The 18,633-nt window shown below is 42.7% G+C and carries 17 protein-coding genes and 2 tRNA genes; 8 read left to right on the plus strand and 11 right to left on the minus strand.

Features of this window, described 5'->3' with window-relative positions; genetic code table 11:
* Positions 1 to 293: 293 nt before the first annotated feature.
* Entirely contained in the window at positions 294 to 1,535 is a 1,242-nt protein-coding gene (locus F0227_RS16465) for an HDOD domain-containing protein (RefSeq protein WP_253822123.1), read from the minus strand.
* A gap of 393 nt (positions 1,536 to 1,928) precedes the next feature.
* Between F0227_RS16465 and F0227_RS16470 the strand changes: the two genes are divergently transcribed.
* On the plus strand, positions 1,929 to 2,228 hold the full coding sequence (locus F0227_RS16470; protein ID WP_171754336.1) for an isoamylase early set domain-containing protein: 300 nt from the start codon (positions 1,929 to 1,931) through the stop codon (positions 2,226 to 2,228).
* A gap of 117 nt (positions 2,229 to 2,345) precedes the next feature.
* Here the strand turns inward: F0227_RS16470 and F0227_RS16475 are convergent, their stop codons facing one another.
* The 6 genes from F0227_RS16475 to uvrY all read right to left on the minus strand — a co-directional run bounded on the left by F0227_RS16475 (position 2,346) and on the right by uvrY (position 6,488).
* Positions 2,346 to 2,861 (minus strand): EamA family transporter, encoded by a 516-nt coding sequence (locus F0227_RS16475; RefSeq protein ID WP_171754337.1) that lies wholly within the window; start codon positions 2,859 to 2,861, stop codon positions 2,346 to 2,348.
* A 208-nt stretch (positions 2,862 to 3,069) separates the two neighbouring features.
* Positions 3,070 to 3,145, minus strand: a tRNA-Gly gene (locus F0227_RS16480).
* A gap of 22 nt (positions 3,146 to 3,167) precedes the next feature.
* Positions 3,168 to 3,241, minus strand: a tRNA-Cys gene (locus F0227_RS16485).
* Positions 3,242 to 3,407: 166 nt separating this feature from the next.
* On the minus strand, positions 3,408 to 3,965 hold the full coding sequence (gene pgsA, locus F0227_RS16490; RefSeq protein ID WP_171754338.1) for a CDP-diacylglycerol--glycerol-3-phosphate 3-phosphatidyltransferase: 558 nt from the start codon (positions 3,963 to 3,965) through the stop codon (positions 3,408 to 3,410).
* 46 nt (positions 3,966 to 4,011) lie between these two features.
* Positions 4,012 to 5,844: an excinuclease ABC subunit UvrC gene (uvrC, locus tag F0227_RS16495; protein ID WP_171754339.1), complete on the minus strand. Its 1,833-nt coding sequence runs from the start codon at positions 5,842 to 5,844 to the stop codon at positions 4,012 to 4,014.
* A complete protein-coding gene (gene uvrY / locus F0227_RS16500; protein WP_171754340.1) occupies positions 5,844 to 6,488 on the minus strand; it encodes a UvrY/SirA/GacA family response regulator transcription factor in 645 nt (214 codons plus the stop codon). The genes uvrC and uvrY overlap by 1 nt, the downstream gene beginning before the upstream one ends.
* Before the next feature lie 287 nt (positions 6,489 to 6,775).
* On the opposite strand from uvrY, the gene F0227_RS16505 reads away from it, so the two are divergent.
* Positions 6,776 to 9,139, plus strand: a complete 2,364-nt coding sequence (locus F0227_RS16505) for a DNA polymerase II (protein ID WP_171754341.1) — start codon at positions 6,776 to 6,778, stop codon at positions 9,137 to 9,139.
* Here the strand turns inward: F0227_RS16505 and F0227_RS16510 are convergent.
* Positions 9,136 to 9,909 carry a nucleotidyltransferase domain-containing protein gene (locus tag F0227_RS16510; RefSeq protein ID WP_171754342.1) on the minus strand — a complete coding sequence of 258 codons (774 nt, stop codon included), beginning with the start codon at positions 9,907 to 9,909 and terminating at the stop codon, positions 9,136 to 9,138. The two genes, F0227_RS16505 and F0227_RS16510, sit on opposite strands and share 4 nt — an antisense overlap.
* Positions 9,910 to 10,134: 225 nt before the next feature.
* On the opposite strand from F0227_RS16510, the gene yeiP reads away from it, so the two are divergent.
* Positions 10,135 to 10,704, plus strand: coding sequence for an elongation factor P-like protein YeiP (gene yeiP, locus F0227_RS16515; RefSeq protein ID WP_171754343.1), 570 nt, complete (start codon positions 10,135 to 10,137; stop codon positions 10,702 to 10,704).
* A 12-nt stretch (positions 10,705 to 10,716) separates the two neighbouring features.
* Positions 10,717 to 11,055, plus strand: coding sequence for an HI1450 family dsDNA-mimic protein (locus F0227_RS16520; RefSeq protein WP_171754344.1), 339 nt, complete (start codon positions 10,717 to 10,719; stop codon positions 11,053 to 11,055).
* Positions 11,056 to 11,170: 115 nt separating this feature from the next.
* On the opposite strand, the gene rluB is transcribed toward F0227_RS16520, so the two are convergent.
* The 3 genes from rluB to F0227_RS16535 all read right to left on the minus strand — a co-directional run bounded on the left by rluB (position 11,171) and on the right by F0227_RS16535 (position 13,742).
* Positions 11,171 to 12,064 carry a 23S rRNA pseudouridine(2605) synthase RluB gene (gene rluB / locus F0227_RS16525; RefSeq protein ID WP_171754345.1) on the minus strand — a complete coding sequence of 298 codons (894 nt, stop codon included), beginning with the start codon at positions 12,062 to 12,064 and terminating at the stop codon, positions 11,171 to 11,173.
* 182 nt (positions 12,065 to 12,246) lie between these two features.
* Positions 12,247 to 12,867, minus strand: coding sequence for an L-threonylcarbamoyladenylate synthase (locus F0227_RS16530; protein WP_171754346.1), 621 nt, complete (start codon positions 12,865 to 12,867; stop codon positions 12,247 to 12,249).
* 2 nt (positions 12,868 to 12,869) lie between these two features.
* Positions 12,870 to 13,742, minus strand: a complete 873-nt coding sequence (locus tag F0227_RS16535) for a PHP domain-containing protein (protein WP_171754347.1) — start codon at positions 13,740 to 13,742, stop codon at positions 12,870 to 12,872.
* Positions 13,743 to 14,031: 289 nt separating this feature from the next.
* On the opposite strand from F0227_RS16535, the gene F0227_RS16540 reads away from it, so the two are divergent.
* Genes F0227_RS16540 through trpCF form a run of 4 tightly spaced genes read left to right on the plus strand, consistent with a single transcriptional unit; the run spans position 14,032 to position 18,629 of the window.
* A complete protein-coding gene (locus F0227_RS16540; protein WP_171754348.1) occupies positions 14,032 to 15,603 on the plus strand; it encodes an anthranilate synthase component 1 in 1,572 nt (523 codons plus the stop codon).
* Entirely contained in the window at positions 15,603 to 16,190 is a 588-nt protein-coding gene (locus F0227_RS16545) for an aminodeoxychorismate/anthranilate synthase component II (RefSeq protein ID WP_171754349.1), read from the plus strand. Before F0227_RS16540 ends, F0227_RS16545 begins: the two co-directional genes overlap by 1 nt.
* 36 nt (positions 16,191 to 16,226) lie before the next feature.
* Positions 16,227 to 17,225, plus strand: a complete 999-nt coding sequence (gene trpD / locus F0227_RS16550; RefSeq protein ID WP_171754350.1) for an anthranilate phosphoribosyltransferase — start codon at positions 16,227 to 16,229, stop codon at positions 17,223 to 17,225.
* A 6-nt stretch (positions 17,226 to 17,231) separates the two neighbouring features.
* Entirely contained in the window at positions 17,232 to 18,629 is a 1,398-nt protein-coding gene (trpCF, locus tag F0227_RS16555; RefSeq protein ID WP_216613451.1) for a bifunctional indole-3-glycerol-phosphate synthase TrpC/phosphoribosylanthranilate isomerase TrpF, read from the plus strand.
* Positions 18,630 to 18,633 lie beyond the last annotated feature (4 nt).

Raw genomic sequence — 18,633 nt, forward strand, 5'->3', positions numbered from 1 at the left:
ACTTGAACCGGCACAGCGCGAACGCCGAGGGATTTTAAATCCCTTGTGTCTACCAATTCCACCACCAGGGCACGCAATTCTTTATTGCGATGCTGTTAACTGAAAAGTTATGACACCATCTTAATACTGAATTAAATTCAATATTCAAAATTTGTTTTCCGGTCAACAATGTTATCGCTGTCGGAACAGGGCTGTACTTTACTGGATTCAGAAAATGAGTCAACCCTATTTTTTGACCTTTTGATTCGTATGACTATTTTTTAGTCTAAACGGTGGCAAAAACGCCCTTTTAACTACATTGAAAGGGTCAATTTACCCGGAGAACGTGCGACAACCTCTTTAATAGCCCCACCATCCATTTGAACATTAGCAAACCAGAAAGGCGCATGCTTATCTACAAACGCATTACTCTGCTTCATCAGGTCATAAATCGAAAATGCTTTTGCCTGACCAAGAGCGACACCATGCAAACTTCTCTCCAAAATAGGCACCTCTTCGATATCTTCTAAAAGCGCATTTTTTAGATGTACAGCTCGTGGGCCCCACTCAATATAGTCAACAACTTTACGAGAAATCGTCTTATCAAGTTTAAACAGTACGTTGGGTAACACAGACAGAGTCGGACTCACTTCAGAACATAAGTCATACTCATCGGTCTGCTTATCCGCAATATACCGTCTCATCACTAACGTTAATGCCTCGTCAAACACCTGACTAAATAGGTTACATATTGCAAAATAAGAACAGGCTCTAACCATGCCAATAAGTACGCCTTCATCAGGCTCTTTGTAATTAGCATCTTCTAAACGCATTCTGGTTACATTTGCCATCACCACCGCATGTTGCCACAACTTCGGTGCGATAAGACGAGTGTTTTTATCCGACCATTTCAGTAGTGGCTTAGCCATTAGAACCGGAAACAGCTTTTTACAATTATCGATACCAATAAATCCGATGGCGACTTTAGGATCGTCTGTGTTTTTAGGGTACTTACCTAATAGGTTACAAAAACTGTCGTTACTCACCAGATCAAGCACATTACTTGTTAAAGAAGGACTTTCAGTAGCCAAGGAACCTAGCCGAGAGAAACTCAATGATGCAGAGTAAGCAAATGAGGAGAAATGTCCGTAATCAGGAAAATCTTGAAACAACTGCTCAGGCTTCATCTCTTGCAGTTTCTCTAGCATCAACCTTTCAGTGGTTACTGAAACATTCTTCACCACCATATCTAACATCATCTGCTGTTCTTCAATCTTCTCAATACGCTCAACCACTTTCTGTCTTTCACAGTCCAATAGGTCACGCTGAATCTCTGTTACTCGGTGTTTCTCTTCATTTGAGGCAGGGTCACTATATTGCCCTTGCTGGCTCAATAAGCTGTCGACATTTGACTGTTCAACAACGTACTTCATGTTCACCAACCACTGGGAATAACGTTTAGTCGTCTGTAAAGATATTTTCTGAGCAGCAAGCTGCGCTTTACTATCATAGCGTTTATTCGTAAATAACTGTTTTGTAGAGTCAGATAGGTTCAATCGTTTTTACCGCTTTCTTGCTGATAACCATAATTATAAACAATTACAGCACAATATCTCCGAGGTACATAGTATCCATGGTAGAAACTGACTATAAATTGTCAAACATCGCTGTTTGCTTAAGTAACGAATGCAAACATTTCAAAAGTTGAAATTTGGTAGGATTATACAGAAATTCGTTAGCGAAATAGAATAATCTACTATTTTTTATAGTAACCCATTGGTTTCATATCAATTTCTTCTCTGCAACAACTTTTTTATTATTCTGTAACTACTGAATTTTCATAAAGTTACCATGTTTTTTACATTAAAATGACTTGAACTAGCGGTAAAAATACACTAAACATTAACCTTTGAATGTATGTTTATATTTTGTACTTATAGGAAGATAAGATGTTAAAGAAGCGTTTTTTTAAGACCAAAGATGAAGTTGAAGTAACTTTTGAATGGCCTCAAGGGGAAGAGTCTAGCGTTGCAGTTGCCGGTGATTTTAATGGCTGGGAAGCGGCTCCTCTCAAGCTGAATAAGAAGAACAAAGCTTATTCACTAAGAGTGAGATTAGCAAAAGACTCAAGTTTTCAATTTCGCTACCTTATTGATAATGAAACTTGGGAAAATGACCCTGCGGCAGATGACTACGTTAGAAACAGCTTCGGCTCAGATAACAGCTTAATCTCTACCGCAGCAGAATAAGCGTCACGCAGATACAAACAGAGAGAGCCTAATCGCTCTCTCTGTTTTATTGATCATTAAATATGGAGTTTTGACTTTCTTATCCCGAGTTGAGGTTAGTTAGTCAGCTTGGTCTCTTTAAGACTCGACATCAATAGCCTGTGTTACCACATGCTGCTCACTCGCTTGTTCATTAACAACTTGAGCTGGCTGTTTGTACTTATTACCTAACGAAAATAACACCACGGTGAGTAGAGCACAGACAAATGCCGCCCAATGATAGCTATTAAATGTCTCCTTAAACAGCCACAGGCCAACAATCAAAGAGGTGGTTAGTATTGAGAGTACCGCATATAAAACGTAGCTTGTGGTTCCATAGCGGGAGTAAAGTAGATAAAAGCCTAAGTAAGTTAGAAACAGCCCCACCCCACCAATAGTTACCCACTGCCAGTTCTCTCGCAACACTTCTCCATATCGACTACTGCCAATAAATGGAGAAATAACAACCGCAAGAATGACGCAAATCACCGACGTTAAGACCATAAACGACAATGGCCCATCTTCAACAACGACCTTTTTTTGGCCGGCAGCAAACATCGCGTTACCCACCGCCGCAATAAGAGCAAAAAACAGTGCACCAAACAGACTGGTCATAATACCTACTTTTCTATCTTGTCATGGAAAGAGAAAACAGCCACTCATTTCTGATACGGCTATCCACTTTGAAGTGACGCACTAGGTTATCTTCTTTAGAACATTAGGCGAGAACTCACCTCAATAAGGTGATTCCCTGCTAACTGAGCGAATGTCACTTCTTTGGAAATGTAAAAAGCCCCGACATTTCTGTCGGGGCTTCAAAATTTGGAGCGACACACGAGGTTCGAACTCGTGACCTCAACCTTGGCAAGGTTGCGCTCTACCAACTGAGCTAGTGTCGCAATATATTTTCATAAGAAAATATGGAGGCGCGTCCCGGAGTCGAACCGAGGTCCACGGATTTGCAATCCGCTGCATAGCCACTCTGCCAACGCGCCTTCTTGAGTGTGGAAGCTTGTTCCTGACTACGGGGAGGCATTTTACGGATTCACTCTACTGAGTCAACTCAAATTTTCTATTTTTGATTTGTTTGATTATTTAAACGTCAAAATAGGTCAAAACAATCTATTGAGCCACCACATTTACTTGATAGATCGCGGTTTATTACTGATGCTCTTCGTTTAGCAGATCATCTTTTGCTGCGGCTAAGTACTGCATCATAGACCAGTAGGTTAAGAATGTCGCAACGTATAGCGCGCCATAACCAAGCCAAACCATCCAATCATCATAACGCCATACCAATACCCATAAAGCGAACATCTGCGAAACCGTTTTTACTTTACCAATCCATGATACGGCAACACTTGAACGTTTACCTATTTCAGCCATCCACTCTCTAAGAGCAGAGATAATAATTTCTCGTGCAATCATGGTAATGGCAGGGATGGTTATCCAGATGCTGGCGTAATGCTCGGTAATCAAGATTAGCGCAGTCGCCACCATCACTTTGTCTGCAACGGGATCTAAAAACGCACCAAATCTTGATGTTTGCCCTAGCTTTCTCGCTAGCATACCGTCTAGATAATCCGTCACTCCTGCTACCCAAAATATCATAGCGGCAACAAAAGGGGCCCATGTGTAAGGAAGATAGAATATGACAACAAAAACTGGGATCAATACCAGCCGAAGAAGTGTAAGAATATTGGGTATGGTAAAACGCATTTTATTAGGCTCTTATAAATGGCCTGCTAATGGTGCGGGAAAAACGTTACTCTTTCAATGCCTGATGTATTTTTTCTGCTAAAGAATAGCTAATTCCTGGAATTTTGCTGATATCTTCGACACTTGCTCGCTTAAGCTCTTGCAAACCGCCCATATATTTAAGCAAAGATTGACGCCTTTTAGCACCAACACCTTCAATTCCTTCTAACGGGCTCGTTCTTCGAGTTTTCGCTCTTTTCGCTCTATGTCCGGCAATAGCATGATTATGGCTTTCATCTCTTATATGCTGAATAAGATGTAACGCGGGAGCATCCGTAGGCAGATTAAACTCATCACCTTCTATTGTGATTAAGGTTTCAAGTCCTGCTTTTCTTGTCACCCCCTTAGCAATGCCGATGAGTCTTGGGCGTTTTGGCCAATCATCCCAGTGAGAAGAGATGATCTCTTTCGCTCGATTCAATTGACCTTTACCACCATCGATAAAAATAATGTCCGGGATTTTTTCTACATCGAGCTGCTTGCTATAACGACGCTCTAGCACTTGACCCATTGCAGCGTAATCATCACCTCCGGTAATACCGGTGATATTGTAACGCCGATACTCTTGCTTCACCGGACCTTCCTGATTAAACACAACGCAAGACGCAATTGTGCTCTCTCCCATTGTATGGCTGATATCAAAGCACTCCATACGTCGGATAGAGGTAATGCCCAGTTCATCTTGCAGTGCCGTAACACGTTGATGAATGGTCATTTTATGATTAATTTTGCTGGTAATGGCGGTTAATGCATTGGTGTTAGACAGTTTAAGGTAACGGCCTTTGGTCGACGTTGGGCTAAGGTGTACCATCACTTTCCGTCCGGCAAGCTCGGTTAACACGTCCGTTAACGGCGCAATATCATCAACCAGTTCTTTATTGACGATCAACCGGTTAGGTATGGTTCTTGTTTCGCTATGGTTGAGATAATACTGACTTAAAAAGGCGTAAAATACCTCTTCTCGTTCGGTGTTATTTGGAATTTTAGGAAAATGACTCCGGCTGCCCAAAATCTTACCCTGACGAATCATTAAAATATGTATACAAGCGATGCCGTTCTCTTGTGCGAAACCAAGTACATCCATATCTTCCATGGTATCTTCAGAGACAAATTGCTGTTCCTGCACACGTCGAATCGCTTGGATCTGGTCGCGAAGTTTCGCTGCTTCTTCAAAGCGTAATTCTTGGCTCGCCTGCTCCATTTTGTTGACTAACTGAGTCATCACCATCTGATCTTTGCCCTTTAAGAACAGGGTCACCAGATCAATGAGCTCAGCATACTCATCATCAGAAATTAGTTTAGAGACACAAGGAGCGGCACAGCGACCAATTTGATACATAAGGCAAGGACGAGAACGGTTACTGTAAACCGTATCTTCACACTGTCGCACCGGCAGGATTTTCTGCACAAGATGGAGTGTTTCTCTTACTGCACCAGAATCGGGGTAAGGTCCAAAATATTCGCCTTTTCTCTTTTTCGCACCACGATGCATAGAAAGCCGTGGATGACGATGATGACTTAAGAAAATATAAGGATAGGATTTGTCGTCGCGTAACAGTACGTTGTATTTGGGCAAATACTGTTTAATGTAGTTATGTTCGAGAATCAATGCTTCTGTCTCGGTATGGGTGACCGTGACATCAATTCTGTCTATATGGCTAACCAGCGCCCTAGTCTTCTCGCTGTCTACTTTGCTACGAAAATAGCTGGAGAGACGCTTCTTAAGATCTTTGGCTTTACCGACATAAATAATATCAGCATCGGCGTTATACATTCTGTATACGCCGGGCTGATTGGTAACCGATTTAAGAAAGGTTTCTGAATCGAAATTGGAGGGCACTAAAGAGTCTCTGTATCTAACATTCCATGTCTAATCGCTAAGTGAGTAAGTTCAACATCACCATTGATATCCAGCTTACTAAATAGACGATAGCGATAGCTATTGACGGTTTTAGGGCTTAAGTTTAGCTGTTCAGAAATATCTGTCACACGTTGGCCTTTGGTAATCATCATCATGATTTGAAGCTCACGTTCTGACAAATCTTTAAACGGATTTTCTGATGCAGATGAGAATTGGCTTAATGCCATCTGCTGAGCAATTTCAGGGGAAATATAACGTTGCCCACTATGCACAACACGGATAGCGTTCACCATCTCGTCAGGGCCGGCTCCTTTGGTTAAATAACCAGACGCGCCAGCCTGCATCACTTTAGTTGGAAACGGGTTTTCCGTATGAACCGTTAACACAATGATTTTAATATCAGGATTAAAGCGTAAAATCTTTTTAGTCGCTTCCAAACCGCCAATTCCTGGCATATTCATATCCATTAGGATAACGTCAGCATGGTTGCTGCGACACCATTTTACAGACTCTTCACCGCTGTCAGCTTCCCCTGCCACGTTCATTCCACGGACGTCTTCAATAATACGTCTTATCCCTGTGCGAACCAGCTCGTGATCATCTACAAGGAAAACATTAATCAAACTTGTATCTCCACACAACTCACATTGGTTCTGCACTCACCACAAGCGGTGAAGTGCAACAAACTCAACTATCTTAACTCATTTTGCGCAACTTTGCGTAGCAACAATATGCTTTATTCCACAAAGTTTAGCAAAAACTTATTTAGTGTAACTATCAAGCTTCTAATTTCTCGAGCTTTTTTAATTGTCGATGGTTAGCATCGCTGTATAACAGTACCTGTTCATCTTTCTATTTTCCATCATTAATTGTTACTATCGACACATAATCATCAATCAGCATAAAAATATTGAATATTAACAACGGATTTATCCTCACTCGTCAGGTGCGAGACGTACAGGACCAAACAGTAATAGAGCTGTGGCTAAGTACCGCAGAAGGGCCAACAAAGCTGACCATTTTGTCTGAGCAACCCGTTGTGTTTATTAACAGTGATGATGCCGTTTTCATTGAAACCCTACTACAACGCCATCCCTTATCCATAACGCTTTCCCCTCTTGAGCTGAAAACCTTTCAAGGTCACAACGTAACGGGGTGTTATGCACCTACCAATTTTGTTATTAATCAGTTTAATCAGTTACTAAAAGATAACGAGATCATCAGTTTCGAAAACGACGTTAAACTTGCAGATCGCTTTCTTATGGAGCGTTTTATACAAGGGAGCGTTGAGTTTGCTGGCAATAGGGAAGATAAGCGTGATCATCTGCGTTTTCATGATGCTAAGTGTCGCAAAGGGAATTATCACCCGACTCTTTCTTATGTCTCTCTAGATTTAGAGTGCTCTGAAAAAGGCATTTTATACTCTATTGGTTTAGCGTCACCACTTAACGAAGTGGTCATAATGATTGGTGAGCCCGAACAAGCGGATACGGCGATTTTGTGGGTCAAAGATGAAAAAGCCCTTTTGCTGGCGATGGTCGAGTGGTTTAAAAGGTATGACCCAGATTTAATAGTCGGTTGGAATGTTATCGACTTTGACTTTCGCCTATTAGATAAGCGTGCGCAATGGCACAATATTAAACTCAATATGGGCCGGGATAACAGTGCCATCTATTTCCGCCAGTCTAATCAGTCCCAGCAAGGTTTTATTACCATTCCCGGACGCGTTGTCCTTGATGGTATCGATACCTTGAAAACCGCCACTTACCAATTCTCTTCATGGTCTTTAGAGTCAGTATCTCAGCAACTATTAGGAGAAGGGAAAGCGATCCATAACGTCCATGATCGTATGGATGAAATAAATCGAATGTACCGCGACGATAAGCCCTTGCTGGCAAAATATAACTTACAAGATTGTCGATTGGTCAACCGCATATTTGAAAAAACACACCTGATAGAGTTTGTTATTCAACGAAGTAAATTAACCGGTTTAGAACTTGATAGAATGGGAGGCTCAGTTGCCGCGTTTACCAATTTGTATCTACCAAGATTGCACAGAGCCGGTTATGTTGCACCCAATTTAACCACCGAAGAGTGGCTAGCGAGTCCCGGTGGTTTTGTGATGGACTCTATTCCCAACCTCTACGACTCCGTTTTAGTGCTGGACTTTAAGAGCCTTTACCCATCCATAATCCGCACTTTCTTAATTGACCCTATGGGGCTTATTGAAGGATTGAAACTCGACGAGGGTAAAGAGCCAAATCAAGCAGTCAGCGGATTTATTGGTGGACAGTTTCACCGAACAAAACATTTCCTACCGCAAATGATAGAACAGTTGTGGGCAGCCCGAGAAAGTGCGAAAGCATCCAATGAACACGCCTTCTCCCAAGCCATTAAGATCATCATGAACTCATTTTATGGGGTATTAGGCTCAGCAGGATGTCGATTTTACGATGCTCGCCTCGCCTCCTCTATCACCATGCGCGGTCATGAGATCATGAAACAGACTAAAATATTAATTGAAGAGAAAGGTTACCAAGTCATTTATGGTGATACCGACTCTACTTTTGTCGCGTTAAACGGCCCTTATAACCAGCAACAAGCGGATAACGTGGGTGCTGAGCTTGTTTGCTACATAAATCAGTGGTGGACCGAACATATTGAATCTCAATTTGGTCTAACTTCTTGTTTAGAACTTGAATATGAAACCCATTATAAAAAGTTTCTTATGCCAACCATTCGAGGCGCAGAGGTTGGTTCAAAGAAACGTTATGCCGGACTTGTAGAACGAAATGGAGAGCAACAGATTATTTTCAAAGGTCTGGAAAGTGCTCGAACAGACTGGACAAAATTAGCGCAACAGTTCCAACTTAAGCTTTACCAGATGGTTTTTAACAATGAGAATCCTTGCGACTATATCCGACAGTACGTAGAAGCAACCTTGTTGGGTGAGCATGATCATTTATTGGTTTATCAAAAGCGATTAAGAAGAAAGTTGAGTGACTATCAAAAGAACATCCCACCGCAAGTGCGTGCAGCAAGGCTAGCAGATGAACACAATGCGAGACTCGGCCGAGCACTGCAGTACCAAAATAGAGGCCGTATAGAGTATCTTATTACGGTTAACGGCCCTGAACCCTCTGAGTACCGCCAAAGCGCCATCGATTATCAGCACTATATCGATAAGCAATTAAAGCCCGTTGCTGATGCTATCTTGCCGTTTGTCGGTTTCGATTTTGACGGGTTAAACGCCCCTCAGCTTGATCTATTTTAACCAATTCTAAACTCGGTTTTTTTAAAAGCTTTGACTAGCCAATCGCCAAAATCATCAATTAACCCAACCACAGAACGTTTTGGGACGTAGCGGCCAGAGAGCAGTATTTCTAAACGTTTTATCTGCTGCTCTTTCTCCGGGTGATAGCGAAGAAAATGTTGACCGCACTCTATCGGGTCATCAAACCAATGCTTATCTTTATGCATGATTAACGAGTAGCTGGCTCGCAATAATTTTTTGGCTAAAACAGCTTGATGCCTAATCTGTTCAGACTGAGACTTAGCTAGCGCGATTTTACGTCGATAGTGTTTAACCCACTCATCGACGTCCATATTCCAATATTTTGCTATCTCCCAACTCGGCTCAAACTCTCCATACCGACTAGAGAGATCATCACCATATATGCACACCGAACAGTGCTTAAGCATAAAGCCCCAAGTGAATATGCTTTCCAACTGCAATATTTCATGAGCTTTAACAAACTGAAATGACAGCTCAGTGATAAATGGATACGCTTTTTTGAAACGCCATTTAATGGTATTCACTAGTGTTGTGGTTCTGTCATCCAAATTACCATTTGTCACCACGATGATATCGACGTTTGAGCGTCCTTCAATGGCGGTTTTTCTCGCTACACTTCCATAAAGATACAGGCTATGTAGATTGGGGCCAAAACCACCACTAAGGGAATGAATAAGCTCTTTTACTACTGGCTGATAGGCATACTGAAATGGTTTATCAGGATCAATTAAGGGTAATGTTCTTGTCACGGCGATGTTCTAAAACCTTGGGTTGATCAAAATGAAGTGATTAACGCAATTATGCGCGAATCGGTTTGGATTTCAACAAAGACGTTGTATTCTACTCTTTTGCCCCAATTTAATCGCTATGACCAAGTAACAAAATGATGCTTGCTCGGCGAGTTGAGTAAATTGAATAAATACAATAAATTTAGAATATTTTAAGAATAAATAGATTAACAAAGGATAAATCCCATGCCTAAGGCAAGTGAACTAAAAAAAGGTTTTGTTATTGAATCTAACGGCAAAATGTTGCTTATTAAAGATATCGAAATTACCACTCCAGGTGGTCGTGGCGGCGCAAAAATATATAAACTTCGCTGCGCTGATCTAGCAAACGGCTCAAGAATAGATGAGCGTTTTAAATCCGATGAAGTTGTTGATACTGTTGAGATGACCAAGCGCTCATCCACATTTTCCTACACTGACGGTGACGAATATGTGTTTATGGATACTGAGAACTTTGACCAGTACAGCTTTAACAAAGAAGATATTCAAGACGAACTGCTATTTATTACCGAAGATATTCAAGGTTTATTCGTTATCTTGGTAGATGGCAAAGCGGCCTCTATAGAATTACCAGCCTCCGTTGAGTTGGTGATTGAAGACACTGACCCATCCATTAAAGGTGCGTCTGCATCCGCCCGTACTAAGCCAGCTCGTTTTGCTACGGGTTTGTCTGTACAAGTTCCTGAATACATCGCCTCTGGTGACAAAATTAAAATCAACACCGCTGAGCGTAAATACATCAGCCGTGCAGACTAATAAGGAGTCATAATGTCGGATCAAGAAAATTCATTAGAGCTAATGTCGTACGATGATGTTATTGAAACGGCTTACGATATTTTTTTGGAGATGGCTCCAGACAATTTGGAAGCCGCTGATGTCATCATCTTCACTGCTCAGTTTGAAGATAGAGGCGCTGCCGAATTAGTAGAAACCGCAGACGACTGGATAGAACATGTGGGTTTCGACATTGATAAAGAAGTGTACGCTGAAGTGCGTATCGGTCTGGTCAATGAAGAATCTGATGTACTGGATGAAGTGTTCGCCCGCTTGCTTATTAGTCGCGACGCAGAGCACAAGTTTTGCCATGTGCTTTGGAAAAGAGACTAAGACAGAGAGCCACAACTCTGTATCGCGTTACTCAAGTATCACGTAACTCATCTACCAAGTAACATAAAGGGGCTAGCTAGCCCCTTTATTTATATCTGTTGTCTCGACCAAGTCACTACTTACGAGAGCGACGGCGCTGTTGGTTGCTGCGTCCCTTTGGAGTACTCACTCGCTCTTCATGGCGCTTAACTGCGCGGCGAATCTTCTGGCTACGAGAGCGCTCACGTTTACGTGAGGTATTATTAACATCGATTAAACTGGTTTTCTCTGCTGGAAGTTCAACTAACTCTCTTAAGTAGTTTACTTCTTTCAGCTCCAGCTCCATCCATCCACCACGAGGCAGTGTCTTTTCTAAGAAGATATCACCATAACGAACACGCTTTAGACGACTTACTGTGGTGTCTTGAGATTCCCACAATCGACGTACTTCGCGGTTTCTACCTTCATTAATCACCACATAAAATGTGTGATTCATTCCTTCGCCACCAGCATGAACAATATCTTCAAATCGTGCCATGCCGTCTTCTAACTTAACGCCTTTAACGAGGTTACGAACGTTTTGTTCGGTAACATCACCAAATACACGTACAAGATATTCACGTTCAACTTGTCGGCTTGGGTGCATCAGTCGATTTGCCAATTCACCATCCGTCGTAAATAACAAAAGACCAGAAGTATTAGCATCTAGACGACCAACTGAAATCCAACGTGAACCACGAATTTTAGGTAAGCGGTCAAAAACAGTGCGACGACCTTCAGGATCATGACGAGTACACAGCTCACCTTCAGGTTTGTAGTAAGCTAATACACGACAAACAGCAGCTTCGGTTGTTTTTAAATTAACGGTATGCCCATCAATACGTACTACAGCGTTGTCATCTTCCAGACGCTCGCCTAGCTTAGCTACAATGCCATTAACACTAATACGGCCCGCTTTAATTAAAGCTTCTAGTTCACGTCGTGAACCATGCCCGGCAGTTGCGAGTACTTTCTGTAATTTTTCGCTCATCTATAACCCTTTTCTGTCGTCTTCACAGACGTCAATAATTTCAATTAACTAAACACTAATTTAAATACGCTAAATTTTTAGCAGCTGGGAATTATACATCAATTGAATTATTTTATTGCAGTATTTTTGACAAAAAAATAGCAGCCAAATCTGACTGCTACATAACGCGATTACGGAATCGATTACTCAAACGGAGTAGGATCCCCGGCACCACGTCTAGCGACGACTGCTTCGTCTTCGCTAAAGTCAATAACCGTCGTTGGTTGCTCACCTAAATAACCACCGTTCATGATTAAATCTACTGCGTGTTCCAATTTGTCACGAATATCTTCAGGATCAGATTCCGTATCATTGCTTCCCGGTAGAATTAACGATGTCGACATTAAAGGCTCACCTAATGCTTCCAGTAAATCCAAAGCGATTTTATTATCTGGAACACGAATACCGATGGTTTTTCGCTTAGCATTCATTAATCGACGAGGTACCTCTTTGGTCCCTTTAAAAATAAAGGTATAAGGCCCAGGGGTATTATTTTTTAATAATCGAAACGCGGTATTATCTATCCGTGCGTAGATTGAAAGCTCAGATAAATCTCGGCATAGCAGAGTAAAGTTATGCTTATCATCTATTTTACGAATGCGACATATTCTTTCTAATGCTTGTTTATTTTCCAACTGACACCCTAGCGCATAGCCAGAGTCGGTTGGATAAACCACCACACCGCCATTTCTAATAATTGCGACAGCTTGGTTAATTAATCTAGCTTGTGGATTGTCAGGGTGTAAATAAAAAAACTGACTCATTGTTACTCCTTACCACCGATAATCTCGGTATTTTCTACTGGGGTTATGCCCCAATCTTTCCATACAGGCTCTACACCAGAAGGCAGCCAGAGGTTTCGACCAAGCTCCGTCCAAGGGGAAGGATAATGAAAGTCAGAACCTTGTGAGGCTAATATACTGTATTGTATAGCATAATCCGCCAAGTTTCGCCTCTCTTGTTGCGACTGTTGAGGTAACGACACTTCCATCGCGTCTCCTCCGGCTTCTACAAAAGAGGAAATCAGACGTTTAATCCATTTTGCCGTCAGCTTATAACGGCCGGGATGCGCGAGAACAGCTTGTCCTCCGGCATCATGAATAGCGGAGACCGCTTCTTCAATCGAACACCAACTTGGCGGCACATAACCTGGGTTATTTCGGGTTAAGAACTTTTTAAATACCTGCTGCATCGTTTTGGCGTGGCCATTTTCCACCAGCCACTTAGCAAAATGCGCACGGGTTATCGGTGCTCCATCTGCAATGATAGATACTTCATCATACACTGGTGCGTTCACGGCTTTAGACAAACGTTCAGCCATTAACTTGGCTCTATCCACGCGTCTCTGCTGTTGTTGCTCAATCAAGGTGGTCATCGCGACATTGTTGTTATCGATGTTAAGCCCAACAATATGGATGTCTTTGTTTTGCCATAACGTCGATATTTCTATCCCGCTAATCAGCTGTATAGGTAAGTTCTGCTGCGCAATATAACGTTGAGCAGCGAGTGAACCTATTACCGTATCATGGTCGGTAATAGCCAGCACATCGATAGAAAACTCTAACGCTCTATCAACGATGGCTTCCGGTGTTAAGCGACCATCTGAAGCTGTTGTATGACAATGAAGATCTATTTTCATTTAAACCTTGACTTTACTCGCAAGTACTAGTTTACTAGTACGAAATATCAAACAGGAATCGAAACGCCCATGTTACTAGAAACCACTCAAATGCCTAGCACTAATGTTACAAGCCAAACGCTTGTTGCATCATGGTGGCGTATTTGGATAGAGTTTAGTGGGCGATGCTATTAGGTCAAATATCTAGAATAGTTTATAAAGCCCGCTAATTGAGCGGGCTTTTTTGATCCACTCCCCTTTTAGAACAAAGAAATAGATTTCGATAAAATGACTGAGTTAAGGACGTCTTATGAATAAGGCAATAAAAATAGAACAGAAGGGACAGTTAGATGTTTTGACGCTGACGGTTCCCTATTGCGCGGATCCAACAGAACTGTTTCAAGTACTTTGCGCAGATAAAACCAACAGTCTTTTATTAGAATCTGCAGATATCGATTCAAAACAAAACCTAAAAAGTATGTTGTTGATCGATACAGCGGTGCGAATTGAATGCCGTGGCAATAACGTGGTTTTAACGGCACTAACAGAAAATGGCTCACACGCGATTCAACGTATCGCTTCCCATATTACTGATGAAGTGCAATCGACATACTCTGACAACTGTTTAGAGTTGAAATTCGTCACTCCCGATACAGAATTAGATGAAGATGGTCGCATGAAGGAAGCGTCTTCTTTCGATGCACTGCGTATTGTTCAACATAGCTTTGACATTGAAGGTAAAGATAACTTCTCACTATTTATGGGCGGGCTGTTTGCTTTCGATCTGGTTGCTAATTTTGAGCCTATCGGAGCTGCAACACAAATTAACAACTGCCCCGATTATGTCTTTTATCTTGCTGAAACATTAATGACCATTGATCACCAGCAACAATCATGTACCGTCCAAGGCAGCGTATTTGATGGGACTCAACAGACCAAGCAGCGATTATCTCAACGTCTAAACGACATCTCCACGCTAAGCCACAAACCGGCGCCGTTAAAAAAGGCACAGAAGTTAAAAGAGTGTGCCGTTACTACAAATATCTCTGATGACGAGTTTTGTAACACCGTCACCGATTTAAAAAAGTTTGTGGTACAAGGGGATGTGTTCCAAGTTGTTCCGTCTCGACAATTTACCTTACCGTGCCCTTCTCCACTGGCCTCATATAAACAGTTGAAGCAGAGTAACCCTAGCCCATATATGTTTTATATGCATGATGCGCTGTTTACTCTATTTGGCGCATCTCCAGAAAGTGCGCTCAAATATGAAAAACAGTCTAACCAAGTTGAAATCTACCCCATCGCAGGAACTCGATTAAGGGGCAAAAATGCCGATGGTTCAATCAACCTAGATTTAGACGGACGCATTGAGCTGGAACTGCGCAGTGATAAAAAAGAGAACGCCGAACATATGATGCTAGTTGATCTCGCCAGAAATGATGTGGCGAGAATCTCCGCGCCGGGAACCCGTTATGTTGCGGATTTACTGAAGGTTGACCGTTACAGTCACGTCATGCATTTGGTATCCCGAGTTGTTGGCCAACTGCATGATGATCTCGATGCGTTACACGCTTATCAGGCTTGCATGAATATGGGCACGTTGACCGGTGCACCGAAAATTCGAGCCATGCAGTTAATTCGTCAAGTAGAAAAATCTCGACGAGGCAGTTATGGTGGCGCTGTTGGTTACTTAACGGGTCAAGGGGATCTCGATACTTGTATTGTTATTCGTTCTGCGTATGTCGAAAATGGCATAGCGCAAGTTCAAGCTGGAGCGGGTGTGGTTTACGACTCGGATCCACAAGCTGAAGCTGATGAAACCCGCAACAAAGCACAGGCAGTTATCTCAGCCATTCAACATGCTCACTTGGAGAATCTATAATGGCGAATGTTATTTTTATCGACAACTTTGATTCGTTTACTTATAACTTAGTCGACCAGTTTCGCGCTCTTGGTTATCCGGTAACCATCTATCGAAATCATATCTCTGCCGCCGTCATTGCAGCTGAGATAGACAAGCTAGACAATCCTGTCGTCGTGCTTTCTCCCGGTCCCGGAGAGCCCAAAAACGCTGGCTGCATGCCAGAGTTGATTCAGCGCTTAAGAGGCCATGTTCCTATGATTGGGATATGTTTAGGTCATCAAGCAATCGTCGAAGCCTATGGCGGTACAGTGGCCGGAGCCGGAGAGATTGTCCATGGCAAAGTATCTATGATGGCGTATACCCCCCACGTGATATACCAAGATTTACCCGCCAACATCGCTATCGCCAGATACCACTCATTAACTGCGATCTCAGTCCCTGAGACACTGACCATCACCGCAGAAGTTGATGGACTGGTTATGTCGGTGCTAAACGAACAAGATAAAGTGTGTGGATTTCAGTTTCATCCAGAATCCATTATGACTACCTATGGTGCTAAGCTGTTAAAAAACACCATTGAGTGGGCGTTATCCAATCATCAATAAATTAAAATAGACCCAACAGAATAAATAGGAAGTCAGATGCAAGATATTATTAATAAATTATATGATCAAACCTCCCTTAGCCAACAAGAGAGTCACGCGCTTTTTGACTGTATCATCCGAGGCGAAATGGATCCTTTACAGTTAGCATCGCTGCTTACCGCGCTGAAGATAAAAGGCGAAACACCTGACGAAATCGCAGGAGCCGCAGAAGCGTTGCTCGCTAACGCCAATCCATTCCCGCGCCCCGATTACGAGTTCGCCGATATCGTTGGTACCGGAGGCGATGGGTCAAACACTTTTAATATCTCTACCACCGCGGCTTTTGTCGCGGCGGCATGTGGTGTCAAAGTCGCCAAGCATGGTAACCGAGGAGTGTCGAGCAAATCCGGTTCTTCCGATTTATTGGACTCTTTTGGCATCAACTTAGCCATGTCTGCTGACGATACGCGCAAAGCCGTTGATGACTTGGGTGTTGCCTTCTTATTCGCTCCTGAATATCACGGTGGCGTACGACACGCTATGCCCGTCCGTCAGGCGATGAAGACACGTACCATCTTTAATATTTTAGGTCCGTTAATTAATCCGGCTCGGCCCCCCATTGAACTGATGGGCGTGTATGATCAATCATTGGTTAAACCTATTGCTGAAACGATAGCCAAAATGGGACTTAAACGAGCGGCGGTTGTTCATGGCAGTGGCTTGGATGAAGTCGCCATCCATGGGGATACCGTTGTGGCAGAGATCATTGATGGTGAGATAACAGAGTACACTTTGTCTCCTGCGGATTTTGGTGTTGAACGCTACTCTTTAGACGACATAAAAGGTGGAACACCTGAAGAGAATCGCACCATTATCAGCAATATATTGACCGGAAAAGGTAGCGAGGCTCAAACCGCCGCCGTTGCCGTTAATGTTGCGCTACTATTGAAACTATTCGGCAATGAAGATCTAAAAGCAAATACTCAACAGGCGATTTCTGTAATGAAATCAGGCAAAGCATTCGAGCTAGTTCAACAACTGGCCCAGCGAGGATAACCGCAGATGTCGACTACATTTACTCAACAAAATCGCGAGATGGCGCAAGTACTGTTCAAAATTGTCGAAGATAAAAAACAGTGGGTTGAGCAGCGTAAAGCTACCCAGCCATTGGCAAGTTTTATCGACACTCTAGAGCCATCAGATCGAGACTTTTATCATGCTCTTTCGGGCGACAAGGCGGCATTTATCCTTGAATGCAAGAAAGCATCCCCATCAAAGGGCTTAATAAGAGAAGAGTTCGATCTGGATTACATTGCGTCCGTTTATAAAAACTATGCTAGCGCCATTTCTGTTCTTACCGATGAGAAATACTTTCAAGGTAGTTTCGATTTTATAAATCAAATCAAAAACAACGTTGAGCAACCGGTTCTGTGTAAAGACTTCATGATTGACCCTTATCAAGTCTATTTGGCTCGCTACTATGGTGCCAATGCCATTTTACTGATGTTGTCTGTGCTTGATGACGCTCAGTACCTGAAACTCTCTGAGCTAGCTCACTCTCTCAACTTAGGCATTTTGACCGAAGCGAGTAATCAAGAAGAAGTGGAGCGAGCCATTGCGCTAAAAGCGAAAGTCATCGGAATTAACAACCGCAATCTACGAGATCTCTCTATAGACCTAACTCGTACTCGCGAACTTGCCCCACAAATCCCCGCAGAGACCGTTGTTATTTCTGAATCAGGAATTTACAGCAATCAGCAAGTACGTGACTTACGACAATATGTCGACGGTTACTTAATTGGCAGCTCATTAATGTCAGAAGAGAACTTAGAGCTAGCGGTAAGAAGCGTACTGGTTGGAGATAATAAAGTGTGTGGCCTAACCCACCCTGATGACGCTGCGGCCGTTTATCAAGCCGGCGCGGTGTACGGCGGCCTGATATTTGCCAATGGTTCTAAGCGACAGGTGGATATAGAACAAGCTCGCCTTACTATGAGCGGTGCACCACTTAAATACGTTGGGGTATTTCAAAATCAAAGTCTGGATGATGTTATCTCTACAGCGAATCAACTTGGCTTATCCGCGGTTCAGTTACATGGCAAAGAGTCTCAAGACTTTGTTGACCAACTAAGAGCTCAATTGAACAAACATTGTGAAATTTGGAAAGCGTACGGGGTCACTGACACCCTGCCTGAACTGTTAAGCAGTAACGTGAATAAGCATCTTCTCGACAGCAAAGTCGGCACGCAAACGGGTGGTACCGGACAAACATTTGATTGGCAATTGGTTAGCCAAACAAAAAACATCATGCTTGCTGGCGGTTTATCACCAGAAAATGTGAAACAAGCCGCTTCACTCGGCTGCCTCGGTCTGGATCTCAACTCAGGTGTAGAAAGCGCTCCCGGAAAGAAAGATGCTCAATTACTGCAACGCGCATTTGAACAAATTAAAAACTATTAAGGAT

This window comes from Vibrio sp. 99-8-1 (assembly GCF_013114595.1).
Classification (GTDB): Bacteria; Pseudomonadota; Gammaproteobacteria; order Enterobacterales; family Vibrionaceae; genus Vibrio.

Bases quoted from the DNA above. Each gene is read 5' to 3' on its own strand.
- F0227_RS16470 (WP_171754336.1), top strand. From the start codon at position 1,929: ATGTTAAAGAAGCGTTTTTTTAAGACCAAAGATGAAGTTGAAGTAACT.
- F0227_RS16475 (WP_171754337.1), bottom strand. From the start codon at position 2,861: ATGACCAGTCTGTTTGGTGCACTGTTTTTTGCTCTTATTGCGGCGGTG.
- pgsA (WP_171754338.1), bottom strand. From the start codon at position 3,965: ATGCGTTTTACCATACCCAATATTCTTACACTTCTTCGGCTGGTATTG.
- yeiP (WP_171754343.1), top strand. From the start codon at position 10,135: ATGCCTAAGGCAAGTGAACTAAAAAAAGGTTTTGTTATTGAATCTAAC.
- F0227_RS16520 (WP_171754344.1), top strand. From the start codon at position 10,717: ATGTCGGATCAAGAAAATTCATTAGAGCTAATGTCGTACGATGATGTT.
- rluB (WP_171754345.1), bottom strand. From the start codon at position 12,064: ATGAGCGAAAAATTACAGAAAGTACTCGCAACTGCCGGGCATGGTTCA.
- F0227_RS16530 (WP_171754346.1), bottom strand. From the start codon at position 12,867: ATGAGTCAGTTTTTTTATTTACACCCTGACAATCCACAAGCTAGATTA.
- F0227_RS16535 (WP_171754347.1), bottom strand. From the start codon at position 13,742: ATGAAAATAGATCTTCATTGTCATACAACAGCTTCAGATGGTCGCTTA.
- F0227_RS16540 (WP_171754348.1), top strand. From the start codon at position 14,032: ATGAATAAGGCAATAAAAATAGAACAGAAGGGACAGTTAGATGTTTTG.
- F0227_RS16545 (WP_171754349.1), top strand. From the start codon at position 15,603: ATGGCGAATGTTATTTTTATCGACAACTTTGATTCGTTTACTTATAAC.
- trpD (WP_171754350.1), top strand. From the start codon at position 16,227: ATGCAAGATATTATTAATAAATTATATGATCAAACCTCCCTTAGCCAA.
- trpCF (WP_216613451.1), top strand. From the start codon at position 17,232: ATGTCGACTACATTTACTCAACAAAATCGCGAGATGGCGCAAGTACTG.